This is a genomic window from Rhodococcus sp. TAF43, from assembly GCF_052113525.1.
Classification (GTDB): Bacteria; Actinomycetota; Actinomycetes; order Mycobacteriales; family Mycobacteriaceae; genus Prescottella.
This window is the reverse complement of sequence record NZ_JBFRDL010000006.1, coordinates 133,610-148,323: the sequence shown is the minus strand read 5'-3', so window position 1 is coordinate 148,323 and position 14,714 is coordinate 133,610. Positions and strand designations below refer to the sequence as shown.

The window sequence follows — 14,714 nt, the reverse complement described above, 5'->3', positions numbered from 1 at the left end:
GGAGACATGTGGACCGATCTCACCCGACCCCCGCTGAACGCCGACGCGCTTCGGCGCGCGCTCGTTCGTGACGCCGGGGGTGACCCGGATGCGTTCTGGGCGCGGGTCGACGTGGTGGCCGAGACCGGTTCCACCAACGCCGATCTGCTGGCCCGGCCGCGGGACGCCCACTACGCACGCAGCGTTCTCGTCGCGGAGTACCAGTCGGGCGGCCGGGGCCGGCACTCGCGACCGTGGGTGAGCGCACCCCGGGCGCTGATCACCGTGTCGGCGGTGCTCGACATGCCGGGCATGGACCTCTCCGACATCGGATGGCTTCCGCTGCTCTCCGGGATCGCGGTGGTCGACGCGTTGCGCACCATCGCGGAGGTCGATGCGGAACTCAAGTGGCCCAACGACGTTCTCATCGGCGGGAAGAAGGTTGCCGGCATTCTCGCGGAAGTTGCCGCCACGGCACCGGTGCCGACGGTGGTCATCGGGATCGGGTTGAACGTGAGTCTGACCGAGGACGAGTTGCCGGTGCCGACCGCGACCTCGCTGCTGCTGGAGGAGGCTGCCGTCACCGACCGCGACATCCTGGTGCGGGCGGTGCTCCGGGAGTTGGCGCGACGCTGGCGGGAGTGGCAGTCCGTCGGGTGGCGAGTGGAGGACCTCGCGGCGGCGTACCGGCAGCGGTGCGGAACGCTCGGACGGCTGGTGCGCGCCGAGCTTCCCGGCGATCGGGAACTGGTCGGGATCGCGACCGACGTCGACGTCGAAGGACGAATCGTGATCGAGGCAGACGGTGAGTCGCCGGTCGCGGTGTCGGCCGGCGACATCACCCATCTGCGATCGGTGTGAGCGTCAGGCGCGCTCGGTGTCCCACGTGGACACGGCCCAGATCACCACGATGTCGAGCGCGATGATCAGGATCGACCACATCGGGTACCACGGGATCCACAGGAAATTCGCGATGATCGACAGTGCCGCGATGATGATGGCGGTCACCCTCGACCACGTCGCACCGGTCAGCAGTCCCAGTCCGACGAGGACCACGACGATGCCGAGGATCAGGTGGATCCAACCCCACGTGGTGAGGTCGAACTGATAGACGTACTCGGGGCCGACGACGAAGAAGTTGTCGTCCGCGAGTGCAGAGATTCCCTGGAAGATCTGCAGGATTCCGACTGTCATGAGAATGATCGCGGCGGCGATCGACGCTCCCGCAGCGAATCCCTGTTTGGCGCCGCCCGAACTGTGGGTCGTCGGTGTGCGATCCGTCATCGCAGTTCCCCTTTCGATCGGTCGAGAAGACATCGCTGGAGAAGCCACTCCATCAGCAGGAGTGTCGTACCGAATTCTGCGGGGAACCTCACCCGCTGCGGGTGAAACCGCGCAGAATCGCAGTCGGAACCACAAAGTCGTTCATCGCTGGCAATCGTGTGAATTGCTGCTACTTTGACGCTCATCCACGATTCGCGTGACGCGGAGGGAAAACGATGAATGGTCAACAAGGCATGTCGGCGGGATCGGACGAAGTCTGGGTCGGTGATTCCGGGCAATTTGAAACTGCTCGGCGGTTTCTCACCGGACTGACCGTCGTATTCGGTCTGCTCACGCTCGGCCTCGGAATTGCGATGCTGGTCTGGCCCGACGCGACCCTGGTGGTGGCGGCCGTCCTCATCGCGATCCAGGTCTTCGCGTTCGGCATCATCCAGATCGTGCGGTCCTTCGCCGAGGTCGGCGCCCCGACCGCGGCGCGCACCCTGACCGGCCTGTCGGGTGCTCTCGCGGTCCTGCTGGGCTTCCTCGTTCTCCGCAGTCCGCTGCAGACGCTCGTGATCATCGCGCTCGTCATCGGTGCATGGTGGGTGTTCCGCGGTGTCCTCGACATCGTTGCCGGAGCGTCGGAGGTCCCAGGCAACCGCGCGGTGGGCATCGTGTTGGGCATCATCAGCGTGGTGGCCGGCGCAATCGTGCTGCTCCAGCCCGAGCTCTCGCTCGGGGTCTTCGTGATCGTCGTCGGCGTCTGGATGATCCTGTACGGCATCATCGTGGTCGCCGCGGCGTTCCTCGCACGACGTACGAGCTGATCCGCCAGGACCGAACCGGTCCTCGCCGCGAGCGGAGGTCGGATGGCACGCAGGAACGATCGGCAACCGCCCGCTCCGACGAACCGCTCGGACTGGGCGATCCCACGCGGCCTGATCGTTCTCCTCGCCATCGCCGCCGGCGTCGTCGCCGTGACCGGGATGAAGGCCTTCTCCGGCGTGCTGGGCCCGGTGTTCCTCGCACTGATGCTGACGGTCGGCGTCCAGCCCATTCAGGAGTGGGTGCGCCATCGGGGCTGGCCACGCTGGATCGGGATGCTCGGCGCCCTGGTCGCGGTGTACGCGATCCTGCTCGGTCTCGTGGGAGCGCTCGCGATCTCGGTCGCGCAGCTCGCGACGCTCCTCCCGCAGTACTCCGACGACGCACAGCAGCTGCTCGACCAGGTCGAGCAGCAGTTGGAACAGCACGGCATCGGATCGGACCAGATCCAGAACGCGCTGTCGGGCATCGACTTCGGTAAGGCGGTCGGCTACGCGGAGGCCCTCGTCTCGGGCCTGCTGGGCGTGTTCTCGAACCTGTTCTTCATCCTCGCGCTGCTGCTGTTCATGGCGTTCGACGGTATGTCGATGCACGATCGGCTGGCCGTCGTCGCCCGGTACCGGCCCGAAATCGCTTATGCCATCGAAACGTTCGCTTCGGGAACCCGCAGCTATCTCATCGTGTCGACAGTGTTCGGGTTGATCGTCGCGGTGATCGACGGCCTCGCGTTGTGGTGGCTCGGCATTCCGCTCCCCATCCTGTGGGCGCTGCTGTCGTTCATCACGAACTACATCCCGAACATCGGGTTCGTGCTGGGACTGATTCCGCCCGCACTGCTCGGTCTGCTCCAGGGCGGACCGAAACTCGCGATCATCGTGATCATCGCCTACAGCGTCATCAACGTCGTCATCCAATCGGTGATCCAGCCCAAGTTCGTCGGCGACGCCGTCGGGCTGTCGGTGACGACCACGTTCCTCGCCCTCGTGTTCTGGGGGTGGGTGCTCGGCCCGCTCGGCGCGCTGCTGGCGATTCCGATGTCGCTGCTGGTGAAGGCGTTCTTCATCGACATCGACCCGTCGACGCGCTGGGCCGATGTGTTCATCAAGGGCGCGCGGGAGGTCGAGCGGCCGCCACCGGAGGAACCCCGGAGTCCGTGAACCGTCGGACGTCCTGTCGGCCCGCCCGACCTGGCACACTCTTCGCATGGGTTATCCGCAGGACGCGCTGGCGGCGGACGAGGAGCTGGTGCTGCACCGGCATCCGCACTGGAAGATGCTCGTCGCCCCGGCACTGATCTTCATCCTGGTCACCGCGATCGCGGGCTTCGCGGCGGGGATCGCACAGTCGCAGCTGAGTGGCGGCGCGGTGACCGTGGTGCTCCTCGTGATCGCCGCGGTGTGGCTCGCCGTCGTCGGATGGCGCGTTCTCGTCCCGGTGCTGCGGTGGAACTCGACGCACTTCATCGTCACCGACCGCCGGGTGATGATTCGGCACGGCGTGATGACCCACACCGGAATCGACATCCCGATGAACCGAATCAGCAACGTGCAGTTCCGTCACGGCCTGGTCGACCGAATGCTGCGGACCGGAACCCTCGTCATCGTCTCGTCGTCCGACGATCCGCTCGAATTCGACGACATTCCGGAGGTGCAGAAGGTGCATTCGCGGCTGTACCACCAGGTATTCGATTCGACGTCCATGCATCGGGACGAGTACCGGGACGACCGTCACCCGGGGCCGGGACGGGCGCCGGACGACTCCGGAGACGACGGCCGGAATTTCCGGAAAGGCTGGTAATGGAACCGCGCCGGCGAAACCGACCGTAGGCTGTCGTCGTGACCGCTGTACTACTTGCCGAAGATGACGAGGCCATCGCTGCGCCGCTGTCGCGTGCACTCGGACGTGAGGGCTACACCGTCACGATCGAACAGACCGGGCCGTCCGCGCTCGATCGTGCGCTCACCGGTGACTTCGAGCTCCTCATCCTCGACCTCGGTCTACCCGGAATGGACGGACTCGAGGTGTGTCGCCAGCTGCGTGCGCACAGCCTCGATCTCGCCGTGCTCATGCTGACCGCGCGCACCGACGAGGTGGACTTCGTGGTCGGTCTGGACGCCGGCGCCGACGACTACGTCGGCAAACCGTTCCGTCTCGCCGAGCTGATGGCACGGGTTCGGGCCCTGCTCCGCCGCAGTGGCAGCGGGGAGGACGTGGCCGTCGAGGTGGCCGGTATCCGCCTCGAGCCCGCGGCCCGGCGAGTGCTCGTCAACGGGTCCGAGGTCGCGCTCGCCAACAAGGAATACGAGCTGCTCCGTGTGCTGCTCGAACATGCCGGTCAGGTCGTCTCGCGCGACACGATCCTGCGCGAGGTGTGGGGCGACGTCGAACTGCGCGGATCGAAGACGCTCGACATGCACATGTCCTGGCTGCGCCGAAAGATCGGTGACGAGGGAGCGGGCGCCGATCGCCGGATCGCGACCGTGCGTGGCGTCGGCTTCCGCATCAACACCGACTAGGTTTCCCGCGCCGTGCGCCGCAGAATCCTGCAATCGATCCTCGCCGTCGTCATCTTCACGGGGCTGCTGCTCGGTGTTCCACTGATCTATACCGCGTGGCTGTGGGTGGAGGACTTCACTCGCAGCGACCTGCAGGGTCGGCTCGACCGAATGGCCGCCGAGATCATCGTGCAGGAGGGTGCCTCCGGCGTCGTCGAAGGCGGACTCGACACGACGGGGCTGCGGCTGGTCGTGCCGGAGGGCGGCAAACTCGTGGTCGTTTACCCGACACCGGAGGAGGGGGCGTCGCGACTCGACATCGGCGCGGAATCGGTGCCGTCACCGCTCGTCGAATCCCTGTCGATGGGGACGTCCGGGTCGCTGCGCCTCGAGATGCCGTCGGATCGGATGCGGACCCTGCAGCGTCAGGCGGTCGGTGCGGTGACCCTGCTGGTGCTCGCGTCGATCGGCGCCGGAGCCGGCGTGGCCGTCGTGACCGCGAAACGTCTCGCCGATCCGCTCAAGGACGTCGCCGACCGCGCCGCCCGGCTCGCGGAGGGCGACTTCCGGCCCGACTCCCGGCGTCACGGGATCCCCGAACTGGACCGCGTGTCCGACGTGCTCGACTCGGCGACGGTCGAGATCGCCGGGCGCCTACAGCGCGAGCACGCGCTCGTCGGCGACGTCTCCCACCAGTTGCGCAGCCGCCTCACCGCCGTGCGACTGCGGCTCGACGAGCTGTCCGGGCACCCCGACCCGGCGGTCGTCCACGAGGCCGAGGAAGCGATGGCGCAGGTCGACCGGCTCACCGTCGCGGTGGACGATCTCGTGCGGTCCTCGCGGGCCAGCGGTGCCGCGGACCGGGAGCCGGTGTCGGTGGTGGGGGAGCTCGCGAGCGTCGTCGCCGACTGGCAGGGGCCGTTCAAGGACGCGGGCCGGGTGCTGCGGTTGCGCGGCGAGCCGCGGTTGACGTCGTCGGCGACCGGATCGCGCCTCCGGGAGGCGGTGTCCGTGCTGATCGACAACGCCCTCCAGCACGGCGCAGGCACCTGCACGGTGTCGGTGCGTCTGGTGTCCGGCCCGGTGGGCCGCGAAGCCGGCAAGGACTCGCGGGTGTGCGTCGAGGTGTCGGACGAGGGGGAGGGCGTGAGCGACGAGCTGGCGCCGCACATCTTCGACCGGGGCTTCTCGGGTGCCGGGTCCACCGGCGTCGGACTGGCGCTGGCGCGGGCCCTCGTGGAGGCGGACGGCGGCCGCCTGGAACTGCAGCGCCGACGGCCCGCCCTGTTCGCGGTGTTCCTCGCCCCGGTCAAGGACGATGCGCCGACCCGGGTGGTCGGGATCCACGAACCGCGCTAGGGGCGGGCGGGGTCCTCGCCTGCGAGTTCGATCGGCTCCGGCTGCGCGATCACCTCGTGCTCGGTCGTCGCCGCGATCGCTGTGTTCTCGGTGTTCTCGGTGTTCGCTGTGTTCACTGTGTTCACTGTGTTCACTGTGTTCTCCTCGGGGAACACCCACCGCCGGAACGACCAGAACCGGAACACCATCTGGAGCAGGTTGCCGATGATGTAGTTCAGCACGAAGTCGACCACCACCAGCGCCCCGAAACTCATGGACGTCCGGATGTCGAAGACGTTGTTCGCGATCCACAGCGGTGCCGCCGCGATGAGGACACCGATGCCACTGATCGTGAAGAAGAGCAGCGCCTCGTGATGGCGCTCGCGCCCGCCGCGATGCTTGAACGACCACTCGCGGTTGAGGACGTAGCTCAGGATGGTCGCCACCACGCCGGAGAGGACCTTCGCGACCACGGGCTTCTGCTCGAGGATCGTGAGGCTCAGGGAGTAGAAGATGGCGAGGTCGACCACCATGGTCGTGCCGCCGACGATTGCGAACTTGATCAATTCGTGGTGGCGAAGAACGATGGCTCTGAACGGCTGTGGAACTCGGCTCATCGCCGCGTCGACGAAAGACACAACATCGTATTCTACGAACCCGGGATCTCGATCGATGCAGCGGATCGTCCATTATCAGGTTCTTCACAGGTTGACACCGTCGATGACCTCGGAAGAACCGGTCCGAGGTGAACGTGACACCATGGTGTGTCGTGACCGGCAAATCTGATTCCGAACCTCGCCCCGCGCCTCCTCGCGATCTCCCCAGCGGTATGCCCGTGGTGACGATGATCGGTGGTGGCCAGCTCGCGCGCATGACCCACCAGGCCGCGATCGAGCTGGGACAGACGCTGCGGGTGCTCGCGGGCAGCATCGACGAGCCCGCCGCTCAGGTCAGCCCCGACGTCGTCCTGGGCAGCCACACCGACCTCGCGGCTCTGCGTAAGGCGGCGCTCGGCTCGAACGCGCTGACGTTCGACCACGAGCACGTCCCCACCGAGCACCTCGACGTGCTGGTGGCCGAGGGCGTCAACGTGCAGCCGCCGCCGCAGGCGCTCGTGTATGCGCAGGACAAGTTGGCGATGCGTCGCAAGCTCAGCGAGATGGGCGCCCCGGTCCCGGCCTTCGCCGCGGTCACCTGGGCCGAGGACGTGGTCCGCTTCGGTGCCGAGCACGGCTGGCCCATCGTCCTCAAGGCCGTGCGCGGCGGCTACGACGGCCGTGGCGTGTGGATCACCGACGACTCCGACGAGGCCGAGGCCATCGTCACCGAGCAGCTCGACAAGGGCGTCGAGCTCATGGTCGAGCAGGCCGTCGACTTCACCCGTGAGCTGTCCGCGATGGTCGCGCGTTCGCCGTTCGGGCAGGGCGCGTCGTGGCCCGTCGTCGAGACGGTGCAGTTGAACGGGCAGTGCGCTGTCGTCCTCGCGCCCGCGCCCCAGCTGTCGGGCGAGCGAGCGGCCGAGGCCGAACAGCTCGCGCTGCGGATCGCTGCCGAGCTGGGCGTCGTCGGATCGATGGCGGTGGAGCTGTTCGAGACCACCGACGGCCGGCTCGTCGTGAACGAGCTTGCGATGCGCCCCCACAACTCGGGTCACTGGACCCAGGACGGTGCGCGGACGTCGCAGTTCGAGCAGCACCTGCGCGCGGTCCTCGACTACCCGCTCGGTGACACGTCGCCCCTCGCCCCGGTCACCGTGATGGCGAACGTCTTGGGGGCACCGACTGCGCCCGTCATGAGCATGGACGAGCGTCTGCACCACCTGTTCGCACGGATGCCCGACGCGAAGGTGCACCTGTACGGCAAGGGTGAGCGCAAGGACCGCAAGATCGGGCACGTCAACGTGCTCGGCGGGGCCGACGGTTCGCCGGACGACCCGCAGTACGTGGCGGCCGTGCGCGAGCGCGCGCAGCGGGCGGCGCACTGGCTGTCGCACGCCGAATGGACTGACGGGTGGGATGAACATGGGCGGGAATGACACTGTTCGGAACGAGCACGGGAGCGACACGAAGTGACTGAATCGAACGGGCCCGCAGTCGGGCTGATCATGGGCAGCGACTCGGACTGGCCGACGATGGAGGCTGCCGCCGAGGCGCTCGCCGAGTTCGGTGTCCGGTTCGAGGTGGGTGTCGTGTCCGCGCACCGCACGCCGCAGCGCATGCTCGACTACGCCCGCGACGCCGCAGCTCGGGGACTCAAAGTCATCATCGCGGGCGCCGGCGGTGCCGCGCACCTGCCGGGCATGGTCGCGTCGGCCACCCCGCTGCCGGTGATCGGCGTGCCCGTCCCGCTGAAGTACCTCGACGGCATGGATTCGCTGCTGTCGATCGTGCAGATGCCCGCGGGCGTCCCGGTCGCGACCGTCTCGATCGGCGGCGCGCGCAACGCGGGCCTGCTGGCCGCACGCATCCTCGGTGCATCGGATCCGGCCCTGCAGCAGCGGATGGCCGTCTTCCAGGCCGGTCTCGAGCAGATGGTCCTGGAGAAGGACGAGGCGCTGCGCGCCAAGCTGCTCGGCTGACCGGTTCGATCCGGGTTCTAGGCTGACGGCATGGCCCGGTTCCCCCTGAGCGAGCGCTGGTATCGCTGGAGCGCCGCCCACGCGGTCGGAATCGACCGCGTGGAGGCGGTGCTCCTCACGTTGGTGTGCCTGCCGAACGCGCTCATCGACGGCAACGCCGTCACCGTCGCGGTGACCCTCGGGATGACGCTGCCGCTGGCGTGGCGTCGGTCGCGGACCGTGATCTCGGGCTTCGTCGTCGCGGCATTCGCGGTCGCGCACCTGGTGCTGATCCCGGACACGTTGCTGCCGAGCGCGTTCGCGGTGCCGGTCGCGCTGTACGCGTTCGCGGCGTACACGCCGCGGTGGAGCAGCTACACGGCGCTGGCGATCGCGATCCTGGGCGCCGCGGCGGCCGGGGCCGAGTACTTCGCGTACGAGGGACGCGGCTGGGAACAGGCCGTGATCACCGCGATGTTCCTCATCGTGTTCGTCCTCGCGGTGTGGGCGTTCGGCGACCTGCGGCGGGTGCGCATCCAGGAACTCGAGGGCCTCGCCGAGCGGGCGCGACTGCTCGAACTCGAACGCGCCCAGGAGGCGGAACTCGCGGCCGTCAACGAGCGCACCCGCATCGCCCGCGAGATGCACGACATCGTCGCGCACTCGCTCACCGTCGTCATCGCGCAGGCCGACGGCGGCCGCTACGGCGCTGCGCAGGATCCGCAGGCCGCGATCGATGCGCTCGAAACCATCTCGTCGACGGGCCGGCAGGCGCTCACCGACATGCGGGCGCTGCTGTCGGTGCTGCGCGAGGACCGGCCCCGCGAGTTCGCGGCCATGCCCGGCGCCGGTGACATCGGGGGATTGGTCGCCGAGTTGCAGCGTGGCGGACTCGACGTCGACCTGCACGTGACGGGCGAGCCGCGCGAGTTGTCGACCGGCACGGGTCTGACGGCGTACCGCATCGTCCAGGAGTCCCTCACCAACGTCCTCAAGCACGCCGGGCCGGGGGCGGTGGCGCGCGTCGAGGTGAACTGGGGTGGCGACGAACTCGAACTCGTCGTCGACGACGACGGCCGTGGCGGCGCGGCGGCCCTGATCGACGCGTCCCCGGGCGGGCAGGGTGTCATCGGCATGACCGAGCGCGCCAAGCTGCACGGCGGCAAGCTCGTCGCGGGCCCGGTCCCGGGCGGCGGCTATCGGGTGCGCGGCCGTCTGCCGTACGTCGCGCCCTAGGCTGGTCGACATGGAAGAAACCTCCGCGCGGCCGATCCGCGTCGCCCTGGTCGACGATCAGCAACTGGTGCGGGCGGGGTTCCGGATGGTGATCGATTCGCAGCCGGACCTGACGGTGGTGATGGAGGCGTCCGACGGTGCCCGTGGCGTCGACGAGCTGTCGCGTACCCCCGCCGACGTCGTGCTGATGGACGTGCAGATGCCGATCATGGACGGCATCGAGGCCACCCGCCGGCTCACCGCGCAGGACGAGTCCCCGAAGGTGGTGGTGCTCACCACGTTCGAGAACGACGAGTACGTGATGTCGGCGATCAGCGCGGGCGCGAGCGGCTTCCTGCTCAAGGACGTCCCGCCGGAGCAGTTGCTCGACGCGATCCGCACCGTGCACCGCGGCGACGCCGTCATCGAGGCGCGGTCCACCCGCAAGCTGCTGCAGCATGTCGGCCCGATGCTGGGCAATGCGGTGCGGCCGTCGCTTCCGGACGACCTGACGCCCCGCGAGGTCGAGGTGCTCGAGGCGATGGCGCGCGGGCTGTCGAACTCGGAGATCGCCGAGAAGTTCGTGGTCTCCGAGGCGACCGTGAAGACCCACGTGGGACGGGTGCTCTCGAAGACCGGCTCGCGGGACCGGGTGCAGGCCGTGCTGTATGCGTTCCAGATCGGTCTCGTGCGGCCGCAGGATCTTCTGGGCTCCGACTGACGTCGGCCTGAGCGTCCATTCCTTCGCGCTCGGCGCGGATTCCCGCGCACACGCTCGAGGTGTGGACACGCACGCCGTCATCGGCGTGCGTGCCTGCGTCGTCGAACCACCTCGACCACCTCGTCCGCGACCCGCCCGGAGTCCTCGAGGACGTCGTACGCGGCGTACCGCAGCACCAGCCACCCCTGACGGACCAGCCAGTTCTGCCGTCGGCGGTCGGACCGGAACACCTCGGGCGCACTGTGGAACTCGCGGCCGTCGACCTCGACGACCACCCGCCCCGGTGCATCGACGAAGTCGCAGACGTACGGCCCGACGGCTTCGTTGGCGGCGAGCGGGCAGCGTCGAGCGTGGAACGCCCGTGCGAGGATCCGCTCGGGTTCGGACTCCGCGCGCACCGCGGCGACCCGCAGTTGCGCCACCGCCGCGGTGTTGCCCCAGCGCCCGGGATGCGCGGTGCACAGGTCCCGCACGCGCACCGGATTCACGGACCGGCACGGTTCGGCGTCGACGAGGGGCTCGAACTCGGGCGCGGGCATCACGGTCGCGCAGTCGACGAGTGCCTGCGTGCTCGACACCGTCGGCAGCGAACGGCACTCGACGACCTCGGCCGGGTCCAGGACCAGGCGGTGGATCCGGAGCCACTCGGGTGCGCGGGCCCGGATGTTCGGCGGGACCGTCGCTTCGAGGATYTTCGGCTCGCCGGTCGCGTAGACCCGGGGGAGGACGCGCCGGTACCGGCCGGTGCGACAGCGGCTGCCGATCGTGCTCGGCGGCACCCCGGCGGCGGTCAACTCCTCGAACGTGTGGACTCCGAAGTGGTTCATGGCTGCAGCCTGGGGGCGCCCGGTGACGGAGTCGGCTACAGGCTCGGGCGCAGGAGTTCGCCTGTGGATCAGTTGGGCGCTGTGGACAGTTCGGCCTGAGCGCCCACTCCTCGGGCCGCAGCGCGGGATCCCGCGGCGATCGCGCAGGAGTGGGCTCTGGGGCTGACCCGGCGTCCTACTCCGGGATGACGCGATCCGCCGAGAGATCGCCCCGCGCTCCGATGTGGAAGGCCACTGACCAGCCATAACGTCGTAACCATGAGAACTGATGACCAGAAGGTGCGGGCGCGGGGCCTGACCAAGACCTACGGCGCCGGCGAGACCGCGGTGCACGCGCTGCGTGGCGTGGACGTGGACTTCGCGGCCGGGGCGTTCACCGCGATCATGGGGCCGTCGGGCTCGGGCAAGTCGACGTTGATGCACTGCCTCGCCGGACTCGACACCGCAACGGCGGGAACCGTGACGATCGGCGGCACCGAGATCACCGCGCTGGGCGACAAGGCACTCACCGAACTCCGTCGTGAGCGGATCGGGTTCGTGTTCCAGGCGTTCAACCTGCTGCCGGTGCTCTCGGCGGAGGAGAACATGCTGCTGCCGATGCGACTGGCGGGCCGGGTGCCCGAACACAGCTGGCGTGACGAGGTGGTGCGCCGGCTCGGGCTGTCCGACCGGCTCGGACATCGCCCGCACGAGCTGTCCGGGGGTCAGCAGCAGCGCGTCGCCGTCGCGCGGGCGTTGCTGCCGCAGCCGGATGTCATCTTCGCGGACGAGCCCACCGGCAACCTCGACTCGCGGACCGGCGCCGAGGTGCTCGACCTGCTGCGGTCGAGTGTCCGCGAGACCGGGCAGACCGTGGTGATGGTGACCCACGATCCGGTGGCCGCGTCGTACGCCGATCGGGTGGTGCTGATCGCCGACGGTGGGATCGCCGGTGAGATCGACCGTCCCACGACCGATTCGGTGATCGAGACGATGCGCCTCCTCGGCGCCGACGACCTGAGCCGGGCGCGCTGATGCGGGGGCTGGCGTGGGCGCAGATGCGCGCGCATGCGGGACGCTACCTCGCGTCGGTGCTGGCGGTCGTGATCGCGGTCGCGTTCATCGTGGCGACACTGACGCTGAACTCGACGTTGAAGGCGGGCGTGACGGATTCGCTTGCCGGGCAGTACGCCACGACGGACGTCGTGGTCAGCGGCAGCGACGACCTGGCGGCGATCCGGGCGGTGCCGGGGGTCCACGCGGTCACCGAGGACGTCTCGACGAGCGTCAAGGTGCGCCGCGACGGGGAGGGCTCGTCGTTCGGTTCGGCGCAGTCGCTGTCCGACGATCCGGGACTGCGCTGGCAGACCCTGTCCGACGGGCGATTCCCCGAGGCGCCGGGCGAGATCGCCGTGGACGCGGGTTCGGGCGTGCCGATCGGGTCCGATCTGACCGTCACCACGCTGAGCTCCGAGGCGCAGATCAGCGACACCGCGAAGGTGGTCGGGCTGGTCGATCTGTCCGGCACGGCGCAGCAGATGAACGGCACCACCGTCTTCGCGACGGTCGGGCAGCTCGACGCGTGGACGACGGGCGGCGGGAGCCGCGAGATCCGGGTCGCCGGCGACGGCGTGATGTCGCAGCAGCAGCTCGCGGACCGGGTGCGCGGCGCGCTGCCCGCCGATGCGACGGTCGACACCGGTGTCCACCGGGCGGAGCTGGCATCGCAGCAGTTCCTCGGCGATTCCGACCTCCTCGCGAGTGTCCTGCTGGCGTTCGGTGCCATCGCCGTCGTGGTCGCGGCGCTCGTGATCGCCAACACGTTCGCGGTGCTGCTGGCCGCGCGGACGCAGGAGCTGGCGCTGCTGCGGTGCGTGGGCGCGACGGCGGCGCAGGTCCGCCGCAGTGTGCGGGTCGAGGCGGCCGGTGTCGGCGTGGCCGCGTCGGTGCTGGGCGTGATGCTGGGCGTCGGAACGGCGTGGCTCGTGGCCCGGATCGCGGCCGCGGCGGACGTGCCGATCCCGTTGCGCGGGTTGAGCGTGACGCCGGTGACGGTGATCGTCGGCGTGGTGGTGGGCGTCGTGATGACCCTGGCCGCGGCGTCGGCTCCCAGCCGTGCCGCGACCCGGGTCTCCCCGCTGGCGGCGCTGCAGCCGCTCGAATCGACGCCCGAACCCGTCGCGGTGTCACGGGCGCGCCGCGTCCTCGGGACGCTCGCGTTGATCGCGGGTGTCGGCATCCTCGCGCTGGGGGCCACCACCGGTCAGGTGCTGATCGCGTGCGTCGGCGGTCTGGCGACGTTCGTCGCGATCGTGATGCTGAGCCAGCGGATCGTTCCGGCGGTGATCTCTCGGGTCGGTGCGCTGCTGGGACGGATCGGTGGGCCGGTGGGACTGCTCGCCGCCGGCAACGCCGGCCGCAATCCGCGCCGGACCGCGGCGACCGCGACGGCCCTGCTGATCGGCGTCACGCTCACGAGCACGCTCGTCGTCGGCATCGCCGTGACGAAGGCCAGTGCGCCCGGCGCGGTCGACGACCAGTTCCCGGTGGACGTGAGCGTCGAGGCGGGTGGCAGCACCGGACTGCCCGGCGTCCTGGCCGAGCGCATCCGCGGCCTCGAGGGTGTGGACGCGGTGGCCCCGCTCGGCACCGCCGACGTCTCCCTGCCCGACGGCCGGACGCTGCCGGTGGTCGGCGTGGACGTCGCGGCGGTCCGGGCGACCCTGCGCACCGACGTCGACCTGCCCGGTCCGCACCAGCTGCTGCTGTCGCCGGACGACCGGCTCGATCTGGGGCTCGACCTCGGCGAGACGGTGTCCCTCACGGGCAACGTCGGACGAAGCGAGCTGACGGTCGGCGCGTCCACGGGCCAGCCGGCCCTCACCGAGGCGCGCCTGCTCGCGGCCCTGTCGTCGCAGGTGACGACCGACCAGATGTGGATCCGGCTCGCCGACCGACTGAGCGACGACGAGCGCCGTGTGGTGCAGGACGAGATCACTGCGCTCGCGGAGCAACTGGCACCGGGAAGCGAGGTCGGTGGATCGCTGGCGATGCGCGCGACCCTCGACAGTGTCCTCGACACGCTGTTGCTGGTCGTGGCGGGACTGCTGTCGGTGGCCGTGGTGATCGCACTGATCGGCGTCGGCAACACGATGGCGCTGTCGGTGCTCGAGCGGCGCCGGGAGTCGGGCCTGCTGCGCGCCGTGGGGCTCACACGCGCGGGCCTGCGGTCGTTGCTGCTGTGGGAGGCGGTGCTGATCGCCGGGGTGGCGTCGGCGCTCGGTGTGGCGCTGGGCCTCGCGTTCGGCATCACCGGATCGGCGTCGGTGTTCGGCTTCGACGACCTCGTGCTGGGCACGCTGCCGTGGCCGACCCTCGCGTTGATCGTGCTGGGCGGGGGAGCGGCCGGAGTGCTCGCCGCGATCCTGCCGGCGCGGCGGGCAGCGCGCACCGCGCCGGTGGCGGCGCTGGCCGGGTGACGACGCTAGCGTGAGGTGTGTGAGCACGACGCG

15 protein-coding genes are annotated in these 14,714 nt (G+C 69.6%); 12 read left to right on the top strand and 3 right to left on the bottom strand.

The features are described from left to right. The first annotated feature begins 6 nt into the window (after nt 1-6). Nucleotides 7-840 (top strand): biotin--[acetyl-CoA-carboxylase] ligase, encoded by an 834-nt coding sequence (locus tag AB4Z09_RS06530; RefSeq protein ID WP_114721883.1) that lies wholly within the window; start codon nt 7-9, stop codon nt 838-840. Between the two features lie 3 nt (nt 841-843). Here the strand turns inward: AB4Z09_RS06530 and AB4Z09_RS06525 are convergent, their stop codons facing one another. Beyond that, entirely contained in the window at nt 844-1,263 is a 420-nt protein-coding gene (locus AB4Z09_RS06525) for a DUF7144 family membrane protein (protein WP_114721884.1), read from the bottom strand. A gap of 233 nt (nt 1,264-1,496) precedes the next feature. On the opposite strand from AB4Z09_RS06525, the gene AB4Z09_RS06520 reads away from it, so the two are divergent. Genes AB4Z09_RS06520 through AB4Z09_RS06500 form a run of 5 tightly spaced genes read left to right on the top strand, consistent with a single transcriptional unit; the run spans nt 1,497 to nt 5,924 of the window. Beyond that, nucleotides 1,497-2,072, top strand: coding sequence for an HdeD family acid-resistance protein (locus AB4Z09_RS06520; RefSeq protein WP_174914886.1), 576 nt, complete (start codon nt 1,497-1,499; stop codon nt 2,070-2,072). Nucleotides 2,073-2,114: 42 nt separating this feature from the next. Continuing rightward, nucleotides 2,115-3,227, top strand: coding sequence for an AI-2E family transporter (locus AB4Z09_RS06515; RefSeq protein WP_174912018.1), 1,113 nt, complete (start codon nt 2,115-2,117; stop codon nt 3,225-3,227). A gap of 46 nt (nt 3,228-3,273) precedes the next feature. Then, a complete protein-coding gene (locus AB4Z09_RS06510) occupies nt 3,274-3,867 on the top strand; it encodes a PH domain-containing protein (protein ID WP_114721887.1) in 594 nt (197 codons plus the stop codon). 38 nt (nt 3,868-3,905) lie between these two features. After that, nucleotides 3,906-4,586: a response regulator transcription factor gene (locus AB4Z09_RS06505; protein WP_114721888.1), complete on the top strand. Its 681-nt coding sequence runs from the start codon at nt 3,906-3,908 to the stop codon at nt 4,584-4,586. Nucleotides 4,587-4,598: 12 nt separating this feature from the next. Further along, entirely contained in the window at nt 4,599-5,924 is a 1,326-nt protein-coding gene (locus AB4Z09_RS06500) for a sensor histidine kinase (RefSeq protein WP_174912015.1), read from the top strand. On the opposite strand, the gene AB4Z09_RS06495 is transcribed toward AB4Z09_RS06500, so the two are convergent. Continuing rightward, nucleotides 5,921-6,541: a GtrA family protein gene (locus AB4Z09_RS06495; protein WP_442239387.1), complete on the bottom strand. Its 621-nt coding sequence runs from the start codon at nt 6,539-6,541 to the stop codon at nt 5,921-5,923. The genes AB4Z09_RS06500 and AB4Z09_RS06495 overlap by 4 nt on opposite strands. A 131-nt stretch (nt 6,542-6,672) precedes the next feature. On the opposite strand from AB4Z09_RS06495, the gene AB4Z09_RS06490 reads away from it, so the two are divergent. From AB4Z09_RS06490 to AB4Z09_RS06475, 4 genes are all read left to right on the top strand, one after another. Next, entirely contained in the window at nt 6,673-7,938 is a 1,266-nt protein-coding gene (locus AB4Z09_RS06490; RefSeq protein WP_174912009.1) for a 5-(carboxyamino)imidazole ribonucleotide synthase, read from the top strand. A gap of 69 nt (nt 7,939-8,007) precedes the next feature. Then, the gene (purE, locus tag AB4Z09_RS06485; protein ID WP_442239412.1) at nt 8,008-8,481 is read left to right on the top strand and encodes a 5-(carboxyamino)imidazole ribonucleotide mutase; all 474 of its coding nucleotides are present in this window, start codon (nt 8,008-8,010) and stop codon (nt 8,479-8,481) included. Between the two features lie 30 nt (nt 8,482-8,511). Further along, a complete protein-coding gene (locus AB4Z09_RS06480; RefSeq protein ID WP_174912006.1) occupies nt 8,512-9,696 on the top strand; it encodes a sensor histidine kinase in 1,185 nt (394 codons plus the stop codon). 10 nt (nt 9,697-9,706) lie between these two features. Further along, nucleotides 9,707-10,396, top strand: a complete 690-nt coding sequence (locus tag AB4Z09_RS06475) for a response regulator (RefSeq protein ID WP_174912004.1) — start codon at nt 9,707-9,709, stop codon at nt 10,394-10,396. Nucleotides 10,397-10,473: 77 nt separating this feature from the next. Here AB4Z09_RS06475 and AB4Z09_RS06470 read toward each other — a convergent pair whose 3' ends face one another. Next, the gene (locus tag AB4Z09_RS06470; protein WP_174912002.1) at nt 10,474-11,223 is read right to left on the bottom strand and encodes an endonuclease domain-containing protein; all 750 of its coding nucleotides are present in this window, start codon (nt 11,221-11,223) and stop codon (nt 10,474-10,476) included. A 258-nt stretch (nt 11,224-11,481) separates the two neighbouring features. On the opposite strand from AB4Z09_RS06470, the gene AB4Z09_RS06465 reads away from it, so the two are divergent. Together AB4Z09_RS06465 and AB4Z09_RS06460 are read left to right on the top strand one after the other, a co-directional pair. Beyond that, on the top strand, nt 11,482-12,237 hold the full coding sequence (locus AB4Z09_RS06465; RefSeq protein WP_174911999.1) for an ABC transporter ATP-binding protein: 756 nt from the start codon (nt 11,482-11,484) through the stop codon (nt 12,235-12,237). Next, nucleotides 12,237-14,681 carry an FtsX-like permease family protein gene (locus tag AB4Z09_RS06460; protein WP_174911996.1) on the top strand — a complete coding sequence of 815 codons (2,445 nt, stop codon included), beginning with the start codon at nt 12,237-12,239 and terminating at the stop codon, nt 14,679-14,681. Before AB4Z09_RS06465 ends, AB4Z09_RS06460 begins: the two co-directional genes overlap by 1 nt. The last annotated feature ends 33 nt before the right edge of the window (nt 14,682-14,714 follow it).

What these genes read in the sequence shown, in the direction of transcription:
- AB4Z09_RS06525 (WP_114721884.1), bottom strand. Translation starts at nt 1,263, where the DNA reads ATGACGGATCGCACACCGACGACCCACAGTTCGGGCGGCGCCAAACAG.
- AB4Z09_RS06460 (WP_174911996.1), top strand. Translation starts at nt 12,237, where the DNA reads ATGCGGGGGCTGGCGTGGGCGCAGATGCGCGCGCATGCGGGACGCTAC.
- AB4Z09_RS06480 (WP_174912006.1), top strand. Translation starts at nt 8,512, where the DNA reads ATGGCCCGGTTCCCCCTGAGCGAGCGCTGGTATCGCTGGAGCGCCGCC.
- AB4Z09_RS06510 (WP_114721887.1), top strand. Translation starts at nt 3,274, where the DNA reads ATGGGTTATCCGCAGGACGCGCTGGCGGCGGACGAGGAGCTGGTGCTG.
- AB4Z09_RS06465 (WP_174911999.1), top strand. Translation starts at nt 11,482, where the DNA reads ATGAGAACTGATGACCAGAAGGTGCGGGCGCGGGGCCTGACCAAGACC.
- purE (WP_442239412.1), top strand. Translation starts at nt 8,008, where the DNA reads ATGGGCAGCGACTCGGACTGGCCGACGATGGAGGCTGCCGCCGAGGCG.
- AB4Z09_RS06520 (WP_174914886.1), top strand. Translation starts at nt 1,497, where the DNA reads ATGTCGGCGGGATCGGACGAAGTCTGGGTCGGTGATTCCGGGCAATTT.
- AB4Z09_RS06515 (WP_174912018.1), top strand. Translation starts at nt 2,115, where the DNA reads ATGGCACGCAGGAACGATCGGCAACCGCCCGCTCCGACGAACCGCTCG.
- AB4Z09_RS06530 (WP_114721883.1), top strand. Translation starts at nt 7, where the DNA reads ATGTGGACCGATCTCACCCGACCCCCGCTGAACGCCGACGCGCTTCGG.
- AB4Z09_RS06475 (WP_174912004.1), top strand. Translation starts at nt 9,707, where the DNA reads ATGGAAGAAACCTCCGCGCGGCCGATCCGCGTCGCCCTGGTCGACGAT.